The sequence below is a fragment of the Streptomyces misionensis genome, from assembly GCF_007896895.1.
Classification (GTDB): Bacteria; Actinomycetota; Actinomycetes; order Streptomycetales; family Streptomycetaceae; genus Streptomyces; species Streptomyces misionensis_A.
On sequence record NZ_VOGW01000121.1, the window covers coordinates 74672 to 96014 of the forward strand.

The following is a 21343-nucleotide window of genomic DNA, read 5'->3' on the forward strand; positions in this document are numbered from 1 at the left end:
CGGGGTGCCGGGAGTCTGGGGGGCGGACCCGGCGCCGACCGTGGCCCGTTCGGTCCCTTCAGGCCCTTCAGGGCCTTCGGACGGCTCGGTCTGCTCGGTCTGCTCGGTCTGCTCGGTCTGCTCGGTCTGCTCCGGCTGACCGGACCGTTCGGGCAGCTCGGCCCGGTCGTGGGGGTCCGGCCGGGCGCCGTCCGCGGGCGCGGACTCCGGAGCGGCCTGGACGGCGTGTTCCGGGGTGCCGGACGGAGGGACCGGCGTGTCGCCGTCGTGCGCCGGAGCGGGGACGGTGGGTACGCCGGAGGGGGGTGTGGGCGTGTCGGACCGCTGCTCGGGCACGGTGGGCGCGGGCGCGCCGGTGCGCTGTTCCGGTACGACCGGTGCCGTCGGGCGGGCGCCGGCCTCCCGGCCCTCGGCGTCCGCCGCACCGTCCGCCCCGTCCGGCGCGGCGGACGCCGTGCCGGGCTCCGTGACGGCCTCGGGCGCGGCGTCCGGCTCGGCGGGAGCCGTGTGGTCCGCCAGGCCGCCGACGGGCCGCTCGGGGGCCGCCGCGGGGTCGTGGGCGGCCTGCTCCAAGGGGACGCCGGCGGGCGGCGTGTGGTGCGCCTCCGGCGCGTGGGTGTCCGGGGCGGAGTACGGCAACTCGCCGTGCGCCGACGGATCGTGAGCGGCCTCGGGGTGACCCGGCAGGGTGTGGCCCGGCTCGGTGTGTCCCGGCTCGACCGGTGCCTGCTCGGGGTGCCCGGTGTGCGGGTGCCCAGCCTCCGGGTGGCCCGCCTGTTCCTGCGCCGGCACCGCCTCCGCGGGTCCCGGCCGCCCTTGCCCGGCCTGGCCGAGCGGGCCCTCTATCCGGTCGTCGTGGCCGTGCGCGGCGTGCTCCCGCGCGCCCTGGCCGTGCGGGTCGGGCGCAGGCGCGCCGTCCGGCTGGGCGGGCTGCTCGTACGCCACCTGGCCGTACGCGCCCGGCGCGGAACCACCCTCCGGGTCCACGCCGTGCGCTCCCGCGTGCCGGCCCTGCGGGTGAGCGTCCTGCGGGTGAGCGTCCTCGGGGTGACCGGTCTGGGTCTGACCGGCCTGCGGGTGACCGGTCAGAGTCTGATCGGTCTGGGGCTGACCGGTCTGGGTCTGACCGGCCTGCGGGTGGCCGGTCTGCGGGTGGCCCTGCGTCCAGCCGTCGTGCGGGGCCACGCCCGGCACCGGACCGGCGTACGCGCCCTGCGCACGCCCCGCGCCGAAGTCCTCGTCCCCCGGGTGCTGTCCGGCCCCCGCGCCGTACGCCTCGTACGCCTCTCCCGGTACGCCGCCGGTCTCGCCGTACGTCTCCCCCGGCACCCGCCCGGGCTGCGCGCCGTAGCCCTCGCCGGTCGCGAACCCGTCCGCCACGGGGGCCGCCGCCCCGGCCGCCTGCTCGGCGGGCTGCCCCCAGGGCTGGCCGGCGTTCGTGGCCCAGGGGGCCGGCGCGCCGCCCGGCAGGGTGGCCGGCGGGGTGCCGCCCCACTGCTCCACCAGGGACGACGTAGTGAACTCGCCCGACTCGTCGGGGAGTTCTCCCCCGGCGACGGGGATGGACCACTGCCCGGTGACGTCATGGCCGGGCGCGGCCGGAGCCGCGGGCTCCTCGAAGGTCCAGTGCTGGGTGGCGGCCGGGTCGTACGTGAACCGGTCGTCCGCGCCCCCGTGCGCCGTGCCCGGGTCGGGCCACCCACCGCCGTCCGCGGCGGGCCAGCCCCCGGCGGCGCCCTCCGCGGGGGTGTGCGGGATGCGCGGCGGCACATAGCCGTGGCCGGGCGCGGCCAGCGGGCTGTCGCCGGACAGCAGGGCGTCTATGCCGCCCTCGGGGAGCTTGACGAAGGCGGTGGCGCCGTCGTCGTAGTCGCCCGGCAGCGGGTTCCAGCGTCCGCCGCCCTCGGGCGTGCCCTCTCCGTGCTGGTCGTCGGTCACGACAGCGCCCTCCCCAGTGCTCGTCGGGCCAGCGCGGCGACGGTGCGCCGCAGGTGCAGTACGGCGGGCGGCAGCGACGGCACCGAGCCGTCCGCCTCCGGCGCCGGGTCGGGGATGCAGGCCGCGGCGACGTACTCGCCGAAGGCGCTCAGCGCCTCGGGCACGAGCGCGCGGTCGTTGTCCCAGTCGATGAGCCGCGCGACCCACTGCTCGGCCTCCAGCGGCCGCAGCGGCATCGGTGCGATGGCCCCGACCGCGCAGCGCACCCCGCGCCGGGCCGGGTCGAGGACGAGCGCCACGGAGGCGAGCGCGCGGCCGGGTCCGGTGCGCGCGGTGGCCTTCAGGAAGACCTGCGGGGCGTGCAGCAGCGGCACCCGTACGAAGCCGATGAGTTCGCCGGCGCCCAGCATCTCGACGCCCGCCAGCAGGTGCGAGACCGGGACCTCCCGGCGCGCCCCGCCCCGGCCCGCGACGATCAGCGTGGCCTCCAGGGCGGCGAGCACCGGCAGCGCGTCCCCGGTGGGCGCGGCGGAGGCGATGTTGCCGCCCAGGGTGCCCGCGTTGCGGATGTGCGGCGGGCCCGCGGCGCGCGCGGCGGCGGCGAGCGCCGGGATGAGGGCCGCGAAGTCGGGGCGGCCCATGCGGGCGTGGGTGAGGCCGGCGCCGAGCAGCGCGTGGCCGTCCTGGTACTGCCAGCCGCGGATCTCGCTGATCCGGCCGAGGCCGACCAGGGCCGCGGGCCTGAGCTGCCCGGAGTTGACGGCGGCCATCAGGTCGGTACCGCCCGCGACGGGGACCGCGGTGGGCATCGCGGCGAGCGCCGCCACCGCCTCGTCCAGCGTCGTGGGCAGCGTGACGGCCTGCCCCGCCTGCGGTGCGTGCGTGGTCAAACCGGCTGCCCCTTCCCGCTGCCCCACCTGGTCCCGCCTGTTGCGCCGTACGGTACGTGCTGACAGGGCGGACGTGGCAACTCTGGCACATCTTCGCAAGACCCGAACGCGGGGGTCCGCTAGGAGGCATTCACCCACCTCACCAGGGAGATGGGCCGGTTCGGCGTGACATCACCGAAGAGTGCGAATTGCCACTCTTCGGTGATGCTGACGGGGTTTTTCCGCTATCTGTTCTACCCGCGTTGCCCGGCGGGCCCGTTGGGGTCCACCCGGCGGGACCGGACCGGTGGTATCCGGCCGTTCGGGACTACCTGCTGGGCGGCGGTCCGTCGATCGGGCGGCCCGGCACCCCGGGGCGCCGCTGCCACGGCCGGGGCCCGGCGGGCGGCCGATAGGCGACGCCCAGGGCGTCAAGTCGCGGGTAGTGTGCGGCCATACGGCGCTCGAACCCGGCGAAGTCCCGGTCCGCGGGCGCCGGCAGCCGGCTCCAGGCGACCTCGGCGAAGGCGGCGAGCCGGGGGAACGCCTGGTAGTCCACCCGCCCGGCGTCCTCCAGGGCCTCGGTCCACACGTTGGCCTGGGTGCCGAGCACATGCCGCGCCTCGGCCTCGGTGAGGGCGTCCGGGACGGGTTCGAACCGGTAGACGTCCTCCAGGGTGCGCACGAAGCCGATCGGCACCGGCTCGTCGTCGCCGGGGGCCTGGCGGTGGTCCAGGTACACGTGCTGCTCGGGGCACATGACCACGTCGTGCCCGGCCCGGGCGGCGGTGACCCCGCCCGCGTAGCCGCGCCAGGAGGAGACCGCGGCGCCCGGCGCGAGGCCGCCCTGGAGGATCTCGTCCCAGCCGATCAGCCGGCGTCCGCGCGCGGTGAGCCAGGTGTCGAAGTGCCGGACGAACCAGGACTGGAGCTGGTCCTCGTCGGCGAGCCCCAGCTCGGCGATGCGCGCCTGGGCGGCCGACGACTTCTGCCACTGGTCCTTCGGGCACTCGTCGCCACCGATGTGGATGAACCGTGAGGGGAACATCTCCAGGACCTCCTCGAACACCTCTTCGTAAAACCGCAGGGTGTGGTCGGTGGGAGCCAGTACGTTGGAGTTGATCCCCCAGGTGTCCCAGACGGAGAGAGCCGTGGTGTCGACGACGTCGGTGTTGCCGAGTTCCGGATACGCGGCGATGGCCGCCTGCGAATGGCCTGGCACGTCGATCTCCGGCACGACGGTGATGTGCCGCTCGGCCGCGTAGGCGACGATCTCCCGGATGTCGTCCTGGGTGTAGTAGCCCCCGTGCGGCTTGTCCTCCCACAGCGGTGAGGCCCGGTGTCCGAATTTCGTCCGGGACCGCCAGGAGCCGGTCTCGGTCAGTTTCGGATAGCGCCTGATCTCGATCCGCCAGCCCTGGTCGTCCGTCAGATGCAGGTGCAGCACGTTGAGTTTGTGCGCGGCCATCAGGTCGAGGTAGCGCAGCACCCCGTCCTTGGGCATGAAGTGCCGCGCCACGTCGAGCAGCAGCCCGCGCCATTCGAACCGGGGGCCGTCCTCGACGGTGACGGCGGGGAACTCCCACACGGCGCGGTCGCCGATCGGGGCGCGCCTGAACGCCTCGGGCCCGAGCAGCTGCCGAAGGGTCCCCGCGCCGTGGAACAGCCCGGCCGCGCTCGCCCCGTCGAGGGCGATCAGCCGGCCCTCGGCGCGCAGCCGGTAGGACTCCGGACCGCCCAGCTCGTCCGCGAGCGCGGGCGCGATCCGCAGCCGGATGCGCCCGCCGCCGTCGCGGTACGGCGCGAGCGGCAGCCCGGTCGCCGCGCCGACGGCCGAGCGCAGCCAGCGCGCCACCCGTTCGGCGCCCTCGCCGGCGTCGATCTCCGTGTCCGCGTCGATCACACAGCGGGCACCCGGCACCGAGACCCGGACCGGCGCCGGGATCAGCGCCACCGCCCCGGACTCCGGGGAATCGGCCGGAACCGGCCCCTTGTCGCTCATGTCACTCATGTGGTCCGCCGTACCTCCACGCTCGCGTTGCATCCTGCGCAACGGCCGTTTCGCTCCGTACAACCAGTCGATGGACAGGGAGGCTAGGACCCCTGGTTCCCGCCCACAAGAGGTCTCGACCACTCGGACGCGTGACACGAGCAAGCACCGGCACGGCGAAGGGCCCCGGCACGCACCGAAGCGCGCCGGGGCCCTCGCAGGTCACAACGGGGGACGGGGCGTTACTTGCCCTTGCCCTTGTCGCCGCCCTTGTCGTCGCCGCCGCTGCCCATGGACTCGTAGATCTCCTTGCACATGGGACACACGGGGTACTTCTTCGGGTCGCGGCCCGGCACCCAGACCTTGCCGCACAGCGCCACGACGGGGGTGCCGTCGAGGGCGCTCGCCATGATCTTGTCCTTCTGGACGTAGTGGGCGAAGCGCTCGTGGTCGCCGTCGCCGTGGGACACCTGCGGCGTCGGCTCTACGAGGGTCCCCGTACCAGTCCCGCGCTCGGGCTCAAGAGTGCTCATACCGCCAGGGTACTGAAGCGCCCGGGCATCAGTTGAGCGAAGGGTCGTCCGGATACGTGGCCACCATCGCCAGCTCGCCGCGCTGGCGCCGCAGCACCTCGCGCCACAGCCGCTCCGGGACCGGCGAGGAGACGTCGCCCGGCTCGGACTCGACCACGTACCAGGCCCCCTCGGCCAGCTCGTCCTCCAGCTGGCCCGGGCCCCAGCCCGCGTACCCGGCGAAGATCCGCAGGGAACCGAGGACCGGGGCGAGCAGCTCCGGCGGCGCCTCCAGGTCGACCAGGCCGATCGCGCCGTGCACCCGCCGCCAGCCCAGCGGGGCCCGCTCGCCGTTCGCCCCGCCCGGCACGACCGCGACGCCCAGCGCAGAGTCCAGCGAGACGGGACCGCCCTGGAAGACGACGCCGGGCTCGCCGGTGAGCTCGGCCCAGCCCTCCAGGATGTCACCGACGCCCACGGGGGTGGGGCGGTTGAGGACGACGCCGAGGGAACCCTCCTCGTCGTGGTCGAGGAGGAGCACCACCGCGCGGTCGAAGTTCGGGTCCGCCAGGGCGGGGGTGGCCACGAGCAGCCGCCCTGTGAGCGAGGACACCTCGGTCATGCCAGACATGATCCCGCATCTTCCCCTGGAGTGGGGAGCCAATCCGAGTGCGGGAGTGAACGCAGCTCAGGGAGCACGGAAGCGGCCGGGGCGCACGGGCGCGGCCGGTGACCCCATGTGCCCGAGTGCGGACCGTTCGTGTTGTGACACACCCATGACACGGCGGGGCGGTACGCGGACTTACGGGCGGGGGGTGATCGGCGATTACCCTGTCCCACGGCCCGCCCGGTGATCGGCGGTCCCCTGCCCATCTGATCGGAACGCGAGATTCATGACCGTCAACGACGATGTCCTGCTTGTCCACGGCGGAAACCCGCTTGAGGGCGAGATCCGTGTCCGCGGTGCGAAGAACCTCGTACCGAAGGCCATGGTCGCCGCGCTGCTCGGCAGCGCGCCGAGCCGGCTGCGCAATGTTCCGGACATCCGTGACGTGCGCGTCGTACGCGGCCTGCTCCAGTTGCACGGGGTGACGGTCCGTCCGGGCGAGGAGCCCGGCGAGCTGGTGCTCGACCCGACCCATGTCGAGAGCGCCAACGTGGCTGACATCGATGCCCACGCCGGTTCCAGCCGGATCCCGATCCTGTTCTGCGGCCCGCTGCTGCACCGGCTCGGGCACGCGTTCATCCCCGGTCTCGGCGGCTGCGACATCGGTGGCCGGCCCATCGACTTCCACTTCGACGTGCTGCGGCAGTTCGGCGCGACCATCGAGAAGCGCGCGGACGGCCAGTACCTGGAGGCGCCGAAGGGCCTGCGGGGCACGAAGATCCGGCTGCCCTACCCGTCGGTGGGCGCGACCGAGCAGGTGCTGCTGACGGCCGTGCTGGCCGAGGGCGTCACGGAGCTGTCCAACGCGGCGGTCGAGCCGGAGATCGAGGACCTCATCTGCGTGCTGCAGAAGATGGGCGCGATCATCGCGATGGACACCGACCGGACCATCCGGATCACCGGTGTGGACAAGCTGGGCGGCTTCACCCACCGCGCCCTGTCGGACCGCCTGGAGGCCGCCTCCTGGGCCTCGGCGGCACTCGCGACCGGCGGCAACATCTACGTCCGCGGCGCCCAGCAGCGCTCGATGATGACGTTCCTGAACACCTACCGGAAGGTGGGCGGCGCCTTCGAGATCGACGACGAGGGCATCCGCTTCTGGCACCCGGGCGGCCAGCTGAAGTCCATCGCCCTGGAGACGGACGTGCACCCCGGTTTCCAGACCGACTGGCAGCAGCCGCTGGTGGTGGCCCTCACCCAGGCCACGGGCCTGTCGATCATCCACGAGACGGTCTACGAGTCCCGGCTCGGCTTCACCTCGGCCCTCAACCAGATGGGCGCCCACATCCAGCTCTACCGCGAGTGCCTGGGCGGCTCGGACTGCCGCTTCGGCCAGCGCAACTTCCTGCACTCCGCGGTCGTCTCCGGGCCGACCCGGCTCCAGGGCGCCGACCTGGTCATCCCCGACCTGCGCGGCGGCTTCTCCTACCTGATCGCGGCCCTCGCGGCCGAGGGCACCTCCCGTGTCCACGGCATCGAACTGATCAACCGCGGCTACGAGAACTTCATGGAGAAGCTCGTGGAGCTCGGCGCCAAGGTCGAGCTCCCGGGCAAGGCCCTCGGCTGACCCCGGGCGAACGGCAGACAGGGCGGCCCCCCTCGGTGCGAGGGGGGCCGCCCTGTTGGCATCGTCGGCTCTGTGCCGCGCCGTCCACCGGGCCGCGCCCCGGAGGGACGCGGCCGGCCGCGCGATCGGCCTGACGGGCCCGCGGTCACCCGCGGACCCGCACGGACCGGCGCGCCGGCGCTGCGCTGCGGAGCGCCCGTGCGCTTACTTGCCCTTGGCCGCTTCCTTGAGCTTGGAGCCCGCGGTGACCTTCACGCTGTAGCCGGCGGGGATGTTGATCGGCTCGCCGGTCTGCGGGTTGCGCGCGGTACGAGCGGCACGGTGGGTGCGCTCGAAGGTCAGGAAGCCGGGGATGGTGACCTTCTCGTCGCCCTTGGCGACGATCTCGCCGACGGTCTCGGCGAACGCGGCCAGCACGGCGTCGGCGTCCTTGCGGGTCACCTCGGCGCGGTCGGCCAGCGCGGCCACCAGCTCACTGCGGTTCATGTTGTTACTCCCGTGTTTTTCTTGCCGTTGGGGTGTGCCACACGGCGGTCAGGCCGCAGGCACTGCGATGCCGATGCGCTCGCGCCCAGGGACGCATCCTGCCCCTACCTGCGGCGGGAAAGCCAATCCGGCACCCGTAGGAGTCGTGAGAACACCCTGGGGAGTCACACGAAAAGGGCCCGATCGGCGCCACCCTAGAGGGCGCCCGATACCAGGTGGTTCCGCGACGCGCCGGGGCGGGGGGCCGCCGTGGTGATCCTCACAGCCCCCGGCACCGTGCGACACGCCGTGGTCAGGCGGTCGCGCCGACCGCCTTCGCGGCCTCGCGCACCGCGCCGGCGACGGCGCCCGCGACCCTGTCGTTGAAGACGCTCGGAATGATGTAGTTCGGGTTCAGCTCGTCCTCGCTGACCACGTCGGCGAGCGCCTTCGCGGCGGCGAGCATCATCTCAGTGTTGACGGTACGGGACTGCGCGTCCAGCAGGCCACGGAAGACACCCGGGAAGACCAGCACGTTGTTGATCTGGTTGGGGAAGTCGGAGCGGCCGGTGGCCACCACGGCGGCCGTCTGGCGGGCGATCGCGGGGTCCACCTCGGGGTCCGGGTTCGCGAGCGCGAACACGATCGCGCCGTCCGCCATGGCGGCCACGTCGTCGCCGTCCAGGACGTTCGGGGCGGAGACGCCGATGAAGACGTCCGCGCCGCGCACGGCCTCCTTCAGGGTGCCGGTGAGGCCCTCGGGGTTGGTGTTGTCGGCGATCCAGCGCAGCGGGGAGTCGGCCGGGGCGTCCACCAGGTCCTCGCGGCCGGCGTGCACCACGCCGTGGATGTCGGCGACGACGGCGTTCTTGAGGCCCGCCGCGAGCAGCAGCTTGAGGATGGCCGTACCGGCGGCGCCGGCACCGGACATGACGACCCGGATGTTCTCGATCGCCTTGTTGGTGACGCGCAGCGCGTTGGTGAGGGAGGCGAGCACGACGATGGCGGTGCCGTGCTGGTCGTCGTGGAAGACCGGGATGTCCAGGGCCTCGCGCAGCCGGGCCTCGATCTCGAAGCAGCGCGGCGCGGAGATGTCCTCCAGGTTGATGCCGGCGAAGCCGGGGGCGATCGCCTTGACGATCTCCACGATGGCGTCGGTGTCCTGGGTGTCCAGGCACAGCGGCCAGGCGTCGATGCCGGCGAAGCGCTTGAAGAGGGCCGCCTTGCCCTCCATGACGGGCAGCGCGGCCTTGGGGCCGATGTTGCCGAGGCCGAGCACGGCGGAACCGTCCGTCACGACCGCAACGGAGTTGCGCTTGATGGTGAGGCGGCGGGCGTCCTCGGGGTTCTCGGCGATGGCCATGCAGACGCGGGCCACACCCGGCGTGTAGACCATCGAGAGGTCGTCACGGTTGCGGATGGGGTGCTTGGACTGCATCTCGATCTTGCCGCCGAGGTGCATCAGGAACGTACGGTCGGAGACCTTGCCGAGGGTGACGCCCTCGATCCCGCGCAGCTTCTCGACGATCTCCTCGGCGTGGGCCGTGGAGGTGGCCGCGATCGTGACGTCGATACGGAGCTTCTCGTGGCCGGACGCGGTGACGTCGAGGCCGGTCACCGAGCCTCCGGAGGACTCCACGGCGTTGGTGAGCTGCGAGACGGCGGTTCCGCTCGCGGGCACCTCCAGCCGGATGGTCATCGAGTAGGAGACGCTGGGCGCCGTTGCCATGGCCGACTTCCTCTGCTTTCACCGTGTCGCGAGTTGTGCCGTCCGATCGTCGCACCTACCGCTGAGTACGTGGTAGTCGCCCTTGGTTACGGACGTTTTGTTCACGCACCGCCCCCGACGAGCCGCACGCTTTCGGAAAACAGTTTCCACCATACGAGAAATAGTCGGGCAGCGAAAGGGGCGCCCCGGCATCCGTGGCGCCCGCGGGCGTCGAGAACGAGCCAACGAAAAGAGGTCCACGTCACTTCCGTGACGTGGACCTCCACGTTTGAGACACCGGCCCGCCATGCTCGCCTCGCGGCAAGTGGTCCCTCGAAGGGACGAAGGTTGGGCCCGGGGGCTTGGATCGAGCCGGTGCCGTACCCAGGCTAACAAACGGATGCCGACTGCCATTCCTCCTGCGGGCAGTTCACAGGAAAATCAGTCCCGCAGCAGGTCCGGGACCCCAGCCGCGTCCGGTTCGTCCCGTTCCCCGGAGACCACCGTGAGCTGCTGGGTGGCCCGGGTCAGCGCCACGTAGAGCACGCGCAGCCCGGCCGGCGACTCGTCCGCGATCTCCGCGGGCGAGACGACCACCGTGGCGTCGTACTCCAGGCCCTTGGCCTCCAGGCTGCCGAGCGCCACCACCCGGTCGCCGAGCCCGGCCAGCCAGCGTCTCGCCTCCTCGCGCCGGTTCATCGCGACGACCACGCCGACCGTGCCGTCCACCAGGGCGAGCAGCCGCTCGGCCTCGGCCCGCACGGTGGCCATCAGGGACTCCCGCACGACGGTGAAGCGCGGCTCGACACCGGTGGACCGCACGGCGGTGGGCGACTCGGCGCCGGGCATCGCGAGCGCGAGCACCCGGGCGGCCAGCTCGGCGATCTCCGCCGGGTTCCGGTAGTTCACGGTCAGCTGGAAGCGGCGCCGGGGACGGCTGCCCAGGGCCTCGTCGCGGGCCTCGGCCGCCTCGTCCGGATCGGACCAGGAGGACTGCGCCGGGTCCCCGACCACCGTCCAGGTGGCGTGCCGGCCACGCCGGCCGACCATCCGCCACTGCATCGGCGTCAGGTCCTGCGCCTCGTCGACGATCACGTGCGCGTACTCGGTGCGCTCCTGCGCCAGCCGCTCGGCCCGCTCCCGCTGGCTCTCCTCGCGCATCGGCATCAGCTCCTCCAGGCCGGTGAGCTGGTCCAGCGGGTCGAGCTCGCGCTTCTTGCGGGGCCGCGCCGGGACGCCGAGGATCGCCTGCAACTCGTCCAGCAGCGCGATGTCGTGCACCGAGTGGCCGTCCCGCTTCAGCGAGCGGGCCACCTTGCGCACCTCCCCCGGGTTGAGAATCCTGCGCGCCCAGCGGCCCAGCCGCTTCTCGTCGGCCATCGCGGCGAGCACCCGCGCCGGGGTCAGCTCCGGCCACCACGCGTCCAGGAAGCCGATGAAGGCGTCCTCGGTGGTGATGTCCTCGTCGAACGACGACCGCAGCTCGGCGGCCAGCTCCGGGTCGGTGTGCCGGGCGCCGGCCCCGGACTTCTCCCAGAGCGCGTCCAGCAGCAGCCTGCGGGCGCGCGGGCGCAGCAGGTTGACGGGCGCGGTGCCGCCGAGGGCGGTACGGCGGACCCGGTCCAGCTCCTCGGCCTCCAGTTCGAGCCGGCGCCCGAAGGCGACGACGCGCAGGCGGGTCGGGGTGCCGTCGAGGGCGGGCGGCCGCTCGGCGTCGTCGTCCTCCTGTCCCGCCGGGGCGACCGCGCCCAGCTCCAGGGCGCCCCGGGCGGCCTTCCGCAGCACCTTCAGCATCCGGGAGGACCCCTTGGCCCGGGCCACCGACGGGGAGTCGTACAGCGTCGCCTCCGCGCCGTCGACCAGGGAGCCGATCGCCCGGATCGCGACCTGCCCCTCCTCGCCGAGCGAGGGCAGCACACCCTCGGTGTAGGCGACGAGCAGCGGGGTCGGCGAGACGATCAGGATGCCCCCCGCGTACCGCCGCCGGTCCTGGTACAGCAAGTAGGCGGCGCGGTGCAGCGCGACGGCGGTCTTCCCGGTGCCGGGGCCGCCCTCGACGTAGGTGATGGACGCGGCGGGGGCCCGGATCACGAGGTCCTGCTCGGCCTGGATCGAGGAGACGATGTCCCGCATGGTGTGGCCGCGGGCCTGGCCGAGGGCGGCCATCAGGGCGCCGTCGCCGATCACGGGCAGCTCCCGGCCGTCGAGGCGGGCGGTCAGCTCGGGTCTCATCAGGTCGTCCTCGACGCCGAGCACCCGGCGCCCCTTGGACCGGATGACTCGCCGGCGCACCACCCGGCCGGGCTCCACGGGGGTGGCCCGGTAGAAGGGCGCGGCGGCGGGCGCGCGCCAGTCGATGACGAGGGGCGCGTACTCGGCGTCCAGTACGCCGATCCGCCCGATGTGCAGCGTCTCGGCGATGTCGGCGGTGTTGTCCTCGCGCACGGCCCCCTCGGCCGGCTCCACCGCCGTGTAGGCCCCGTCGGGCCCCTTCTTGCCGTCCTTCCCGAGCAGCAGGTCGATCCGCCCGAACAGGAAGTCCTCGAACTCGTTGTTGAGCCGGTTGAGGTGGATGCCGGCGCGGAAGACCTGCGCGTCCCGCTCGGCGAGCGCGCCGGGGGTGCCGACCTGGCCGCGCTTGGCCGCGTCGTTCATCAGGAACTCGGCCTCGTGGATCTTCTCCTCGAGCCGCCGGTACACCCGGTCCAGGTGTGCCTGTTCGACGCTGATCTCTCGGTCACGGGCGGAATCGGGTGCGTCGTGTACCGAGCCGACCGCGGAATGCTGAACCTGAGCGGCCACCGGGCCCCCTTCTGACGTGCTGGGCAGCCGTCAACCGTACGCGAAGACAGGCCCGGGAGGCTACGGCGCCCCACGGCGTCCGGCGCGGGGCGGCGGCGGCCGCGCCGTCGCGTTCGGGCGGCTCAGGCACGGGCGGCGCGGGTGGCCCGCCGCCGGTGCCGGGCGACCCGCTCCCGGTTGCCGCAGACCTCGCTGGAACACCAGCGGCGGCGCCGGCCCCGGGAGGTGTCCAGGTAGACCAGCGAACAGTTGTCCCCCTCGCACTCGCGCACGGCGGCCCGCGCGACGGGATCGGTGATCAGCTCCACGGTGTCCCGGGCGAGGAGGGCGAGCAGCGCGGCGGGCCCCGGCGGCGCGGCCAGTTCTCTTACGAGATCCCCACCTCGGCGGCGTACGGCGCGGGGGGCGGGGGGCACCCCCGCGGCCAGGTCGTTGACCCGGACGAGGGCCCGCCGGTACGCCGCGGTGTCCTCTCCGCCGGGGAGCACCAGCTGCTGGACGTGGCCCCGCACTTCCCGGAACGGCCCGATCCAGGAGGCGTCGGCGTGCCCGAGCGCGGTCCCGGCCGGGACGATCCCCGCCCCCTGTATCCACGCGCACAACGCGCCGACGGACACGAGCTGTTCGCGGGGTTGTCCGGTGGCCAGGAGATCCAGACAAACCCGTCCGGCATCGAACCGCAGCGCCATGCGCCTGTCACCGCCTAGGCATACGGAGAGGTGTCACATCACCCTCCTCCCACAGTGCCCGCCCGGCGCGGTCGCCGGAACCCCCCGGGCCGGGCGGGGACCGGCAACCGCCTTGTCCGGAGCGGCCGTTGCCGTATTCGCGCCGGGGGCGCCATACGGTGAGCGGATGACGAACACCGCCTCCCCGGAGGACTTCCTCCGCGCCTTCCACGCCCAGCGCCCCGCCGTGACCGCCGAAGCCTTCGGCGGCGGGCGGGCGCCCGACGGGAGATCCAGTTACGAGCTGCTGTGCGACCGGGTCGCCGGGAGCCGGCGCGTGCTGGATCTCGGGTGCGGGGACGGGCTGTTGCTCGAACTGCTCGCCCGCGACGACGGGCCGCGGCTCGCCGGGGTGGACCTGTCGCCACAGTCGCTGGCGGCCGCCCGACGGCGGCCCCTCCCGGCCGGGACGCGGCTGGTGGCGGTCCGGGCACAGGAACTGCCTTTCGCGGACGGCGAGTTCGACGCCTGCGTGTCGCACCTCGCGCTGATGCTCATGGGCGAGGTCGAACAGGTCGCCGCCGAGATCGCCCGCGTGCTCGTCCCGGGAGGCACGCTGGCCTGTGTCGTCGGCGGCGGTCCGGTCGGCGGGGAGGCCTTCGAGCGGTTCGGGCGGCTGCTGAAGCGCGCGGTGGACGAAGCGCCCGCCTCATCGCGCATCCCGCCCCTCGGCGACCGGCGCACCCGCAGCCGTGCCGGGCTGGAGGAGATCCTGCGGCCGGTGGGATTCGGCCCCGTCCACTGGCAGACCGTGCCCATCGATCTCGGCGGGCCCGTGGCACGGGTCTGGGACGCCGTCTCCGGGTTCTACGAGCTGGGGCCGCTCGACACGGCGACCGTCGCGCGGCTCCGGGAGGACTTCTTCGCCGACGTCGCGGACCTGACGACCCCCGAGGGCACCGTGCCCTGCGGCTTCACCGTGCACCTCGCCGCGGCCCGGCTGCGGTAGGGCCTCTCGTCCGGATCATGCCGGGCGCGCATGACGAAGGCCCCGCCGCTCGGAGCGGCGGGGCCTTCGCCCACATGGGGTACCCCCGGAGGGGTTCGTGGAGATGGCGGGAATCGAACCCGCGTCCAACGGTGCGGAATCAGGGCTTCTCCGTGTGCAGTTCGCTGTGCTTTTCTCGGCCCCGGCGATCACGCGAACAAGTCGCCGACGGGCCCAGTCACTGTTTGATTTCCCTCTTCACCCCGTGACCGGGATCAAGGTTTAGTTCCCTAGCTGATGCCAGGATCCGGGTCGGGAACAGCCCCGGGCTGACACTTCGCAAGTCGCTACTTAGGCAGCGAGGGCGAAGGAATCGCGCTTGGTGTTGGCGATTATTTGTTTCGGCCTGTGGTTTACGAGATCATGGCCGCTTCCTCGACACGCTTCCCCTGCTTCGACAGCCGCTGTCGAAACCGATCATCCCCATGTTGTTTTTTCAAGGTGCGCACCGGACCTGCGCCCGATGCTGCTGCCATCGTACGGGAACAACGCAGGCCGATGCCAGCGTATTCCCCGGGGCTACACGCCGCGCTGCCTCCGCTTCGCCGCCGCGATGGCGCGGTCCGACTCACGTCGGTCCTGCTTCTCCCGCAGAGCCTGCCGCTTGTCGTACTCCTTCTTGCCCCGGGCGAGCGCGATCTCGGCCTTCGCGCGGCCGTCCCGGAAGTACACGGCGAGCGGCACGATGGTGTGCCCCGTCTCCTGGGCCTTGGACTCCAGCTTGTCGATCTCCTCGCGGTGCAGCAGCAGCTTGCGCTTGCGGCGCGCGGAGTGGTTGGTCCAGCTGCCCTGGTGGTACTCGGGGATGTGGGCGTTGTGCAGCCATGCCTCGCCCCGGTCGATCTGGACGAAGCCGTCGGTCAGCGAGGTCCGGCCCTCGCGCAGCGACTTGACCTCGGTGCCGGTGAGCACGAGCCCGGCCTCGTAGGTGTCGATGATCGCGTAGTCGTGCCGGGCCTTCTTGTTCTGGGCGACGATCTTGCGCTTGCCGCCCTTCTCGCCGTCCCGGGCCTTGCCCGCCCCGCCGCCCTGCTTGGGCTGGGACTCCTTGGGTACGTACATTCCCTTGCTCATAGTGCCGTCCATTTTCGCACTACGCGGGGGCCTCGCGGCCAGCCTTTAATCGGCGTCGCCCAGGCCGGCGAGTACCGTCTCGGCGCGCCGCAGGACGCTGTCCCCCGCCTCCAGGTCCGGTGTGATGCCCCGGCCGTCGACCACGTGCCCCGACGGGGTGCGGTAGTGGCCCACGGTCAGCTCGGCCACCGAGCCGTCCGGCAGGTTCGTCGGCATCTGGACGGAACCCTTGCCGAAGGTGCGGGAGCCGATCACGACCGCGCGCCCCCGGTCCTGGAGGGCGCCGGTGAGCAGTTCGGCCGCGCTCATGGTGCCGCCGTCGACCAGGACGACCAGCGGCCGGGAGGTGTCCCCGCCACGTTCGGCGTGCAGGGCGCGCTGGGCGCCGTCGACGTCGTAGGTGGCCACCAGGCCGCCGTCGAGGAAGGCGGAGGCGGCGGCCACGGCCTCGCTGACCAGGCCGCCGGAGTTGCCGCGCAGGTCCAGGGCGATCCCGTCGCCGGCCGGGGCGGCACGCAGCGCCGCGCGGACCTCCGCGCCGGTGCCCCGGGTGAAGGCGGCGACGCGGATCACGGTGACCGGGCCGGACGGCCGGGTCACGGTCACGGAGTCGGTGCACAGCCTGGCCCGGTGCAGGGTCTCGGTCCAGGCGCGGCCGCCGCGCTGGAGGCCGAGCGTGACCGTCGTCCCCGCGGGCGCGTCGTCGGCGTCGCCGCGCAGCCGGGAGACCACCTCGGTGACCGGCAGGCCGTCGGCCCTGGCGCCGTCCACGCTGCGCAGCCGGTCGCCGGTGCGGATGCCGGCCGCGGCGGCGGGCGAGCCGGGCCGGACGCCGGTCACCTCGATCCGGCCGTCCTGCTCGCGCGCCGCGGAGAGGCCGACGCCGGTGTAGCGGCCGTCGAGGGAGTCCTGGAACTCCTGGTACTCGGCCTCGGAGTAGACGGCGCCCCAGCGGTCCCCGCTGCGGCTGACGGCCCGTTCGGCGGCCTCCATCGGGGACGTGCCGTCGGCCATGGCCCGCGCAGCGGCCTCCCGCACGTCCTCGTGGCGCGCGGCGCCCACGGGCTCGGCGGTGGTGCGGCGCGCCGTGTGGTCGGGGTCCGGGAAGGCCCCGGTGACCGCTCCGGCGACGAGCACTCCGGCGAAGACCAAGGTCAGCGCGGCCCCTTGGCGGGCTCGAAAGGTCGGACAGAGCTGGTCGCGGCCGGACATGGCGGTGAGTCTAGGACAACGGGCCGGGCGTGACGGCCCGTTGTCCCGACCACCGTTTTGGTTTGCGTCACACCTTGAGGTACTTGCGCAACGCGAAGAACGCCGCCAGGGCGGGCATCAGCACGCTGGTGGCGAGGATCAGCGGCAGCTTGGTCAACACGGCGTCCCAGCCGACGAAGTTGATGAGCGTGAGCTTGTGGGACAGGTCCATGCCGTGGTCGATGGTGAAGTACCGGCCGACCACCAGGAAGACGCAGGCGAGACCACCGCCGATGAGACCGGCGACGGCGGCCTCGGCGATGAACGGCGCCTGGATGTAGAAGCCGGAGGCGCCGACCAGACGCATGATGCCGGTCTCACGCCGACGGCTGAACGCCGACACGCGCACCGTGTTGACGATCAGCAGCAGCGCCACGAACAGCATCAGCGCCATCACGCCGAGCGCGCCCCGGTTCATCAGGTTGAGCAGCTGGAAGAGGTTGTCCAGGATGCCCTTCTGGTCCTGCACCGACTGCACGCCGTCGCGCCCGTTGAACGCGGTCGCGATCACCTGGTACTTCTGCGGGTCCTTGAGCTTGATCCGGTACGACTCCTGCATCTGGTCCGGGGTGAGGGAGCCGGCCAGCGGCGAGTTGCCGAACTGCTCCTTGTAGTGCTTGTACGCCTCGTCCTGGGACTCGTACGCCACCTTCTCGACGATGGGCATCTTGCGCAGGTCGGAGAGGATCTGCTTCTTCTGGTCCTCGGTGACCGCGCCCTTGGCGCAGTGCACGTCCTGTTCGGCGTCGTGCTTGTTGCACAGGAAGATCGAGACGTTGACCTTGTCGTACCAGTAGCCCTTCATGGTGCTCACCTGGTCGCTCATCAGCAGGGAGCCGCCGAAGAGCGCCAGGGACAGGGCGACGGAGACGATGACGGCGAAGGTCATCGTGAGGTTGCGGCGGAGACCGACACCGATCTCCGACAGGACGAACTGGGGGCGCATGGCGTCGGGTTGTGCCTTTCCGTGGACGAACTGGGGCGGCGGGTCAGTGCTGGTAGCCGTAGACGCCGCGCGTCTGGTCGCGCACGAGACGTCCCTTCTCCAGCTCGATGACGCGCTTGCGCATCTGGTCCACGATGTTCTGGTCGTGCGTCGCCATGATGACGGTGGTGCCCGTCCGGTTGATCCGGTCGAGCAGCTTCATGATGCCGACGGAGGTCTGCGGGTCGAGGTTGCCGGTGGGCTCGTCGGCGATCAGCAGCTTGGGCCGGTTGACGAACGCGCGCGCGATGGCCACGCGCTGCTGCTCACCGCCGGACAGCTCGCCGGGCATCCGGTCCTCCTTGCCGCCGAGGCCGACGAGGTCGAGCACCTGGGGCACGGACTTGCGGATCTCGCCACGGGACTTGCCGATCACCTCCTGCGCGAAGGCCACGTTCTCCGCGACCGTCTTGTTGGGCAGCAGGCGGAAGTCCTGGAAGACGGTCCCCAGCTGGCGGCGCATCTGCGGCACCTTCCAGTTGGAGAGGCGCGCGAGGTCCTTGCCCAGCACGTGCACCTGGCCGTGGCTGCACCGCTCCTCGCGGAGGATCAGCCGCAGGAAGGTGGACTTTCCGGAGCCGGAGGACCCCACGAGGAAGACGAACTCGCCCTTCTCCACTTCCAGGGAGACATCCCTGAGTGCGGGACGGGTCTGCTTGGGGTAGACCTTGGAGACGTTGTCGAATCGGATCACGGATGCACCACGGGTCGCCGGGGGTAGATGAGCGTGACCATACGCGAACCGGGTGTGCGAGTGCAGGCGCAGGCTGAGGTTGGACAAGACTTGTACGCTTTTGCACCGCCCTTTGTGCACGCCGCTCGGGCAGGGGCCTCGCGCACGCCCCGGCGGAAACTGGCACAGTGGGAGGGGAACGTCCGCGTTCCCGTGGGCGTTGTACGAAGTGATGGGGCCGGCGCAAGGAGGGCGAGCGCATGACGTACGACCGGTTGGTGTGCGCGAACTGCGCGGCGCCCGTGAGCGAGGGCCGGTGCCCGGTGTGCCGTGCCAACCGCGAGCGTCTTCAGCAGGAGGGATTCCTCGGCGGGATCAACCCGATGGCGCTGATCGCGCTGCTGGCGGTGCTGATCGCCGCGCTGGTGCTGCTGGCGCGCCAGACCGCGTGACCCGCGGGTAGGAACTGAACTCGTGACGGGAGGCCGGAAAGGCCCCCCGGAACCCGTCAGGGCCCGGAGCGCGAGGCTCCGGGCCCTTGGTGCGTGCGGCGTGCGTACGGCCCGTGTGCGGCCGTACGCGCGCCGTCACTGACCCCGCGGCCGTCAGGCGGCCGCGCCACCCCGGCCTGCCAGGCGCGGCAGGACGCGGAAGCCGATGCCGCCGGCGATCATCGTCGCGGCGCCGATCACCAGGAAGGTGGTCTGGCCGGCACCTGTCTCGGCGAGCTGCTTGCCGCTGCCGCCGCCCTGCGGCTTCGGGGAGTCCGAGCCGGTGTCGGTGAGGGCCGAGGAGCCCGCTTCCTGGGAGACGTTGTCGTTGCCGCCGCCCTGCGGGGTGTCGTTGTTGCCGCCGGTGCCGGAGCCGCCGCCGGTTCCACTGCCGCCGGTGCCGGAGCCGCCCCCGGTTCCGCTGCCGCCGGTGCCGTGACCGCCGCCGTTGCCCGAGCCGCCGGTGCCGCCACCGTGGTGGGAGCCGCCGCCGTCGCCGGAGCCGCCGGTGCCGTGACCGCCACCGTTGCCGTGACCGCCGCCGTTGCCGTTGCCGCCGTTGCCGTTGCCCGGGTCAGGGTTGCCGGGGTCGGGGTTACCCGGGTCCGGGTTGCCGGGGTCAGGGTTGCCCGGGTCGGGGTTACCCGGGTCCGGGTTGCCCGGGTCAGGGTTACCCGGGTCCGGGTTGCCCGGGTCAGGGTTACCCGGGTCGGGGTTGCCGGGGTCCGGGGTGCCCGGGTCCGGGTCGCCCGTGCCGGGGTCCGGGCAGTCAGGGGTGACGATGATGTCACAAATGGGACCGGGGTCGGCCGAGGCGACACCCGCGACACACAGCGAGGCACCGGCCGCGACCACGGCACCCGCGGCGACCCGGGCGATCCGGATCCGCGTCTTCCTAGTCATGTATTTGCTACCCCCAGTAGCGATTCGTCAATGAGGCAGCGCGTGGGGCCGGCCGTGATCGACGGAGGCAGCTGACGATGCCCGAATCAAAGGTCGAGCGATTCGGTCCCCCCGGTTCACATGCGCCCCAAAGACACGCATGCCACAGTCACCTTTTCGGTTTTTCAAAGCAACGTCAAGGGCGTTGCGAGCGCATTGTCCGATAAAGGCTTTTCAGGGGGAATGGGAAGCCGTGAGCATGTCGTAAAACTGGGGCGAAACAACAACTGCCGCCCCTGGGGCGGCAGTTGTCATGTCGACAAAGTTACTTCTCCTGCTGCTTGCGCCAGCGAATGCCGGCCTCCAGGAAGCCGTCGATCTCGCCGTTGAACACGGCCTCGGGGTTGCCCACCTCGTGGTCGGTGCGCAGGTCCTTGACCATCTGGTAGGGGTGCAGCACGTACGAACGCATCTGGTTGCCCCAGGAGTTGCCGCCGTCGCCCTTGAGGGCGTCCATCTTGGCCTGCTCCTCCTGGCGGCGGCGCTCCAGCAGCTTGGCCTGGAGGACGTTCATCGCGGTGGCGCGGTTCTGGATCTGCGAGCGCTCGTTCTGGCAGGAGACGACGATGCCCGTGGGGATGTGCGTGATGCGGACCGCGGAGTCGGTCGTGTTGACGCCCTGGCCACCGGGGCCGGAAGAACGGTAGACGTCGATGCGCAGCTCGGACTCGTCGATCTCGACGTGGTCGGACTGCTCGACGACGGGGAGCACCTCGACGCCCGCGAAGGAGGTCTGGCGGCGGCCCTGGTTGTCGAAGGGCGAGATGCGCACGAGGCGGTGGGTGCCCTGCTCGACGGAGAGGGTGCCGTAGGCGTAGGGCGCCTGGACGGCGAAGGTGGTCGACTTGATGCCGGCCTCTTCGGCGTACGACGTCTCGTAGATCTCCGTCTTGTAGCCGCGCTGCTCGGCCCAGCGCAGGTACATGCGCTGGAGCTTCTCGGCGAAGTCGGCGGCGTCGACGCCACCGGCCTCGGCGCGGATGTTGACCAGGGCCTCACGGGCGTCGTACTCGCCGGACAGGAGGGTGCGGACCTCCATCTCGTCCAGCGCCTTGCGCACCGCGGCGAGCTCGGCCTCGGCCTCCGCGCGGGTGTCCGGGTCGTCCTCCTCCTCGGCCATCTCGAAGAGGACCGCGAGGTCGTCGATGCGGCCACGCAGCGCCTCCGCCTTCCTGACCTCGGCCTGGAGGTGGGAGAGCTTGCTGGTGATCTTCTGCGCCTCGTCCGGGTTGTCCCACAGGGACGGCGCCGCCGCCTGCTCCTCGAGCACGGCGACATCTGCCCTCATCTTGTCGAGGTCCAGGACGGCCTCGATCGACTCCATGGTCGAGGAGAGGGACTTCAGCTCTTCGGAAACATCGACGACTGCCACGCAACCAGCGTAACGGCTGTGGCAAGCGACCTGCTCCGCCGTCGCCGGGCGGCGGGACGGCGGAGGCGGTCCGGCGGACACGGGCACGTCATGGCCGATCGCCCGGCTCCCCACACGCGTGCCGCGGCCTCGACGGACCGGACAAGGTGGTCGGGGTCACAGGCCTCGTCGCCGGTCCCGGCCGAGGTGTCAGGGGGTCGACGTGCTGTGCGTGTCCTGGGACGGCGGCTCCTCCGGGCCGGAGGCCCACCAGGCGCCGACGGCGACGATCGCCGCCACCGCCGCCCCGGCCACGCCCAGCGTGATGCGGCGGCGGCGTAC

Annotated in this window: 17 protein-coding genes, 1 other RNA gene and 1 pseudogene; 3 read left to right on the forward strand and 16 right to left on the reverse strand. The window is 72.3% G+C overall.

The genetic code is table 11. The annotated features are described in order from the left end of the window. From FRZ03_RS39270 to FRZ03_RS21385, 5 genes and pseudogenes are all read right to left on the reverse strand, one after another. Window positions 1-1938: pseudogene (locus FRZ03_RS39270) on the reverse strand (hypothetical protein); the annotation flags it as partial. After that, window positions 1935-2828: an FAD binding domain-containing protein gene (locus tag FRZ03_RS21370; protein ID WP_146466757.1), complete on the reverse strand. Its 894-nt coding sequence runs from the start codon at window positions 2826-2828 to the stop codon at window positions 1935-1937. The gene FRZ03_RS21370 and the pseudogene FRZ03_RS39270, both read right to left, overlap by 4 nt. 307 nt (window positions 2829-3135) lie before the next feature. Further along, window positions 3136-4809, reverse strand: coding sequence for a beta-N-acetylhexosaminidase (locus tag FRZ03_RS21375; protein ID WP_146466778.1), 1674 nt, complete (start codon window positions 4807-4809; stop codon window positions 3136-3138). Window positions 4810-5039: 230 nt separating this feature from the next. Then, on the reverse strand, window positions 5040-5330 hold the full coding sequence (locus tag FRZ03_RS21380) for a DUF3039 domain-containing protein (protein ID WP_070022705.1): 291 nt from the start codon (window positions 5328-5330) through the stop codon (window positions 5040-5042). A gap of 28 nt (window positions 5331-5358) precedes the next feature. Then, window positions 5359-5931, reverse strand: a complete 573-nt coding sequence (locus FRZ03_RS21385) for a YqgE/AlgH family protein (protein WP_186785546.1) — start codon at window positions 5929-5931, stop codon at window positions 5359-5361. A 271-nt stretch (window positions 5932-6202) separates the two neighbouring features. On the opposite strand from FRZ03_RS21385, the gene murA reads away from it, so the two are divergent. Then, window positions 6203-7543: a UDP-N-acetylglucosamine 1-carboxyvinyltransferase gene (gene murA / locus FRZ03_RS21390; RefSeq protein ID WP_146466759.1), complete on the forward strand. Its 1341-nt coding sequence runs from the start codon at window positions 6203-6205 to the stop codon at window positions 7541-7543. Window positions 7544-7747: 204 nt separating this feature from the next. On the opposite strand, the gene FRZ03_RS21395 is transcribed toward murA, so the two are convergent. The 4 genes from FRZ03_RS21395 to FRZ03_RS21410 form a co-directional block, all read right to left on the reverse strand. After that, on the reverse strand, window positions 7748-8029 hold the full coding sequence (locus FRZ03_RS21395) for an HU family DNA-binding protein (RefSeq protein WP_023550134.1): 282 nt from the start codon (window positions 8027-8029) through the stop codon (window positions 7748-7750). A gap of 292 nt (window positions 8030-8321) precedes the next feature. Further along, window positions 8322-9737, reverse strand: a complete 1416-nt coding sequence (locus tag FRZ03_RS21400; RefSeq protein ID WP_146466760.1) for an NAD-dependent malic enzyme — start codon at window positions 9735-9737, stop codon at window positions 8322-8324. A 420-nt stretch (window positions 9738-10157) separates the two neighbouring features. Then, window positions 10158-12518, reverse strand: coding sequence for a HelD family protein (locus tag FRZ03_RS21405; protein WP_146466761.1), 2361 nt, complete (start codon window positions 12516-12518; stop codon window positions 10158-10160). A gap of 122 nt (window positions 12519-12640) precedes the next feature. After that, window positions 12641-13207: a CGNR zinc finger domain-containing protein gene (locus FRZ03_RS21410; protein WP_146466762.1), complete on the reverse strand. Its 567-nt coding sequence runs from the start codon at window positions 13205-13207 to the stop codon at window positions 12641-12643. A 166-nt stretch (window positions 13208-13373) separates the two neighbouring features. Here FRZ03_RS21410 and FRZ03_RS21415 point away from each other — a divergent pair, with 166 nt between their 5' ends. Continuing rightward, window positions 13374-14195, forward strand: coding sequence for a class I SAM-dependent methyltransferase (locus FRZ03_RS21415; protein ID WP_146466763.1), 822 nt, complete (start codon window positions 13374-13376; stop codon window positions 14193-14195). Between the two features lie 95 nt (window positions 14196-14290). Here FRZ03_RS21415 and ssrA read toward each other — a convergent pair. From ssrA to ftsE, 5 genes are all read right to left on the reverse strand, one after another. Continuing rightward, window positions 14291-14659: a transfer-messenger RNA gene (ssrA, locus tag FRZ03_RS21420) on the reverse strand. Between the two features lie 94 nt (window positions 14660-14753). Beyond that, window positions 14754-15296 carry an SsrA-binding protein SmpB gene (gene smpB, locus FRZ03_RS21425; protein ID WP_070022698.1) on the reverse strand — a complete coding sequence of 181 codons (543 nt, stop codon included), beginning with the start codon at window positions 15294-15296 and terminating at the stop codon, window positions 14754-14756. A 57-nt stretch (window positions 15297-15353) separates the two neighbouring features. Next, window positions 15354-16520 (reverse strand): S41 family peptidase, encoded by a 1167-nt coding sequence (locus FRZ03_RS21430; protein ID WP_186785547.1) that lies wholly within the window; start codon window positions 16518-16520, stop codon window positions 15354-15356. 67 nt (window positions 16521-16587) lie between these two features. Further along, window positions 16588-17505 (reverse strand): permease-like cell division protein FtsX, encoded by a 918-nt coding sequence (ftsX, locus tag FRZ03_RS21435; protein WP_146466764.1) that lies wholly within the window; start codon window positions 17503-17505, stop codon window positions 16588-16590. A gap of 43 nt (window positions 17506-17548) precedes the next feature. Continuing rightward, window positions 17549-18238 (reverse strand): cell division ATP-binding protein FtsE, encoded by a 690-nt coding sequence (gene ftsE, locus FRZ03_RS21440; RefSeq protein ID WP_070022695.1) that lies wholly within the window; start codon window positions 18236-18238, stop codon window positions 17549-17551. A 239-nt stretch (window positions 18239-18477) separates the two neighbouring features. Here ftsE and FRZ03_RS21445 point away from each other — a divergent pair, with 239 nt between their 5' ends. Continuing rightward, a complete protein-coding gene (locus FRZ03_RS21445) occupies window positions 18478-18669 on the forward strand; it encodes a hypothetical protein (RefSeq protein WP_146466765.1) in 192 nt (63 codons plus the stop codon). 153 nt (window positions 18670-18822) lie between these two features. On the opposite strand, the gene FRZ03_RS21450 is transcribed toward FRZ03_RS21445, so the two are convergent. Together FRZ03_RS21450 and prfB are read right to left on the reverse strand one after the other, a co-directional pair. Continuing rightward, window positions 18823-19611 (reverse strand): hypothetical protein, encoded by a 789-nt coding sequence (locus tag FRZ03_RS21450; protein ID WP_146466766.1) that lies wholly within the window; start codon window positions 19609-19611, stop codon window positions 18823-18825. 304 nt (window positions 19612-19915) lie between these two features. Continuing rightward, complete coding sequence (gene prfB / locus FRZ03_RS21455; protein WP_146466767.1) at window positions 19916-21022, reverse strand: peptide chain release factor 2; 1107 nt, start codon at window positions 21020-21022, stop codon at window positions 19916-19918. Between the last annotated feature and the right edge of the window lie 321 nt (window positions 21023-21343).

Bases quoted from the DNA above. Each gene is read 5' to 3' on its own strand.
- FRZ03_RS21375 (WP_146466778.1), bottom strand. From the start codon at position 4,809: ATGAGCGACAAGGGGCCGGTTCCGGCCGATTCCCCGGAGTCCGGGGCG.
- FRZ03_RS21380 (WP_070022705.1), bottom strand. From the start codon at position 5,330: ATGAGCACTCTTGAGCCCGAGCGCGGGACTGGTACGGGGACCCTCGTA.
- FRZ03_RS21385 (WP_186785546.1), bottom strand. From the start codon at position 5,931: ATGACCGAGGTGTCCTCGCTCACAGGGCGGCTGCTCGTGGCCACCCCC.
- murA (WP_146466759.1), top strand. From the start codon at position 6,203: ATGACCGTCAACGACGATGTCCTGCTTGTCCACGGCGGAAACCCGCTT.
- FRZ03_RS21395 (WP_023550134.1), bottom strand. From the start codon at position 8,029: ATGAACCGCAGTGAGCTGGTGGCCGCGCTGGCCGACCGCGCCGAGGTG.
- FRZ03_RS21400 (WP_146466760.1), bottom strand. From the start codon at position 9,737: ATGGCAACGGCGCCCAGCGTCTCCTACTCGATGACCATCCGGCTGGAG.
- FRZ03_RS21410 (WP_146466762.1), bottom strand. From the start codon at position 13,207: ATGGCGCTGCGGTTCGATGCCGGACGGGTTTGTCTGGATCTCCTGGCC.
- FRZ03_RS21415 (WP_146466763.1), top strand. From the start codon at position 13,374: ATGACGAACACCGCCTCCCCGGAGGACTTCCTCCGCGCCTTCCACGCC.
- smpB (WP_070022698.1), bottom strand. From the start codon at position 15,296: ATGTACGTACCCAAGGAGTCCCAGCCCAAGCAGGGCGGCGGGGCGGGC.
- FRZ03_RS21430 (WP_186785547.1), bottom strand. From the start codon at position 16,520: ATGTCCGGCCGCGACCAGCTCTGTCCGACCTTTCGAGCCCGCCAAGGG.
- ftsX (WP_146466764.1), bottom strand. From the start codon at position 17,505: ATGCGCCCCCAGTTCGTCCTGTCGGAGATCGGTGTCGGTCTCCGCCGC.
- FRZ03_RS21445 (WP_146466765.1), top strand. From the start codon at position 18,478: ATGACGTACGACCGGTTGGTGTGCGCGAACTGCGCGGCGCCCGTGAGC.
- FRZ03_RS21450 (WP_146466766.1), bottom strand. From the start codon at position 19,611: ATGACTAGGAAGACGCGGATCCGGATCGCCCGGGTCGCCGCGGGTGCC.